Source organism: Mycobacterium sp. (assembly GCF_040398885.1).
Taxonomy (GTDB): domain Bacteria; phylum Actinomycetota; class Actinomycetes; order Mycobacteriales; family Mycobacteriaceae; genus Mycobacterium.
The window spans coordinates 1-2,556 of the sequence record NZ_JBBATF010000261.1; the positions used below are offsets into that span (position 1 = coordinate 1).

The 2,556-nt window shown below is 68.3% G+C and carries 2 protein-coding genes; both read left to right on the top strand.

Going from position 1 to position 2,556, the window contains the following annotated elements:
* On the top strand, positions 1-542 hold a 542-nt coding region (locus ADBZ5U_RS15740), incomplete at its 5' end, for a tail fiber domain-containing protein (RefSeq protein ID WP_526811758.1).
* Between the two features lie 21 nt (positions 543-563).
* Positions 564-2,312: an NHL repeat-containing protein gene (locus ADBZ5U_RS15745; RefSeq protein WP_526811760.1), complete on the top strand. Its 1,749-nt coding sequence runs from the start codon at positions 564-566 to the stop codon at positions 2,310-2,312.
* Positions 2,313-2,556: the final 244 nt, after the last annotated feature.

Below are 2,556 nucleotides of genomic sequence, written 5' to 3' on the forward strand. Positions count from 1 at the left end.
ACGCGACGGGTCTCGATGGAACCGGCTCGACCGTCAGCAATGGCAGCGTCGGCATTGGCCGCCCCGATCCCGCCTACCGCCTCGACGTCGCGGGCGCGATCCGCTCGACCGATCTCTACGGCGGCGGCCCGGTGTCCGCGGATGCCTCCGGCGCGCTCATCGTCGGCGGGTCCGACGTTGCCCTCAAGCAGCGGATCGAGCCGCTGGCCGGGGGACTCGCCCTCGTCGCCGCCCTGCGTCCCGTCCGCTTCGACTGGACTCCGGCATCCGGCATGGGCGGCCGCAGGCAGGTGGGATTCATCGCCAACGAGGTCGCCGCCGTCGTTCCCGAGGCCGTCGGCCGCCGTCACGACGGCATGTTGACCCTTGACTACGCCATGCTCACCGCCGTGCTCGCCGCCGCGCTGCAGGAGCAGCAGGCGGCTGTTGCCGTCGCCGAGGATGCGCACTGTCGCGAGACTGCCGACCTTCGGGAACGCATCTTCCGGCTGGAGTTCGCGCTGTCCGATCTCCTCGGGCGGCTCCCGCATGTCATGTCGTAACCGGCAGCCTCCGCACCCGCGGTGGCTGCCGGCGTAGCGGCTGGTCCGGGCGGCTTCGTGCTCGCCGATGCACCAGTCCCGGCGGCGCGGGCTGCCTTCCTGTACACCGCCGGTGATTCGGTGCAAGATTCACCGGAGCCGAGCGATGGCGGCGACGGCGCAAATCCGGACCTTCGCCAACCGGCACGGCATGCCGTTCTAATGCGAGGGGCTGACGAGATGGACGAACGACGATTCGACGCCGCGCTCCGCGCGCTGAACGCCGGGACCACGCGCAGGCGCGGACTGGCCGCCGCGGCTGGCGTGCTGCTCGGCCGGGGTGTCGCGACGGCAAGCGCCGCCAGCCGCGGGAAGAAGCCGAAGCCCGAGGGTCCCTGCGGCGACGGCAGCGCCGCGGCCAATCGCTGCACGAAGAACAGCCAGTGCTGCACGAAGTACTGCGCCGAGGACATGTGCCGCTGCAAGCCGAACTACATGAGTTGCGGCAATGACGCCCACTGCTGCTCAGGTCTCTGCGTCAACGGCCGGTGCGATGGCGGATGCAAGCCCGAGGGGACCCGCTGCGAGGAAAACTTCAACTGCTGCAGCGGGTTGGCCTGCGTCGAGAGCCGGTGCGCGTCGAGCAACAAGGCGAAGTGCAGCAAATCCAACTGCGCGGGGTGTTGCGATGGAACGGTCTGCCGCGCCGGGTCCCGGCAGGGCGCATGTGGCGCGAGCGGCGCGGCCTGTGCGGCCTGCGGGGCGGGAAAGACCTGCACCGCCAGCGGGGTTTGCGCCGGTCTCTGTGGCGAATGCTCAAGCCTGACCCCGGTCACCTGCTCCGGGACTTGCACCGCGAGCGCCAACTGGACCAACCAGAGCACGATCGGATCCGCCGCCAATCCGACGGCGGGCCCAGGGGTCGCCATTACCGCCAACGGGTTGATGGCGCTGACCGGCAACACCCCGGTCAGTCCGAATCCGTCGCTGATCCAGATCTGGACACGAACCTCGGCAACCGCCACCGCGTGGACGGTCGCGACCTCGCTGTCCGGGGCAAACAGTCCCAACAGCTTCGCCCTCTCGCCCGACAACCTGACCTTCTGGGCGACCGATTCGGCGGCGGACATGGTCTACGTCTACACCCGGCCATCCACCAGCAGCACGGCCTGGACCAAGCAGACGGAGTTCTCCGTCTTTTCCACCAATCAGGTTGCTCCGCAGGGCATCGCCGTCTCCCCGGACGGGCTTGCCATCTGGATCGTCGATTACTTCGGGGGCGCCGTCCAGATCTGGTCGCGCTCCAGCGCCACGAGCACGACCTGGACGCTGCAGACCACCTTCGGCGCCGACGGCTCCGGCGATGCCCAGCTGAAGTCTCCGCATGGCGTCGCCGTCTCCCCGGACATGCTGACGGTCTGGGTCGGAGACACCGGCAACAACCGCGTTTCGGTCTGGACACGGCCTTCCACAAGCAGCACCGCATGGTCCCATGCCTACAACGTCGGCAGCCCCGGGGCCGCGCCGAACCAGTTTACGAGTCCAAACGGCGTCGCAATCTCCTGCGACACGCTGACCCTCTATGTGGGCGACTCCGGCAACTCCCGGGTCTCGATCTGGACGCGCCCCAACGTCGCCAGCGCCACCTGGTCGCCCGCGAACACCACCGCAATCACCGGACTCCTCGCCAGCGTCGCGGTCACCCCGGATGGACGCACCCTGATCACGAACGACCTCCGCTACCCCGACCAGGCAGCGTCGCGCGCCAAGGTCTGGACCCTCGGCTGCTGACCGGCAGGACGCCCTCGGACACCACGCATCACCCATCGGCCCGCTTCCGGAGGTTCCGGGGGCGGGCCGTTTTCTCGGCCGCGCCAGCACCGGGCAACCTCACCGGTTTGCGCTACCTCAATTCATGGATGATTTCCCGGATCGCCTGCATAAAGTGATGACCAGACCTCATCCTTTTGTCGTATGCCCCGTACCGCATTCGCACCAGCCTATTTTCCGAATGTTCAAACCGCTTGACGGGTGC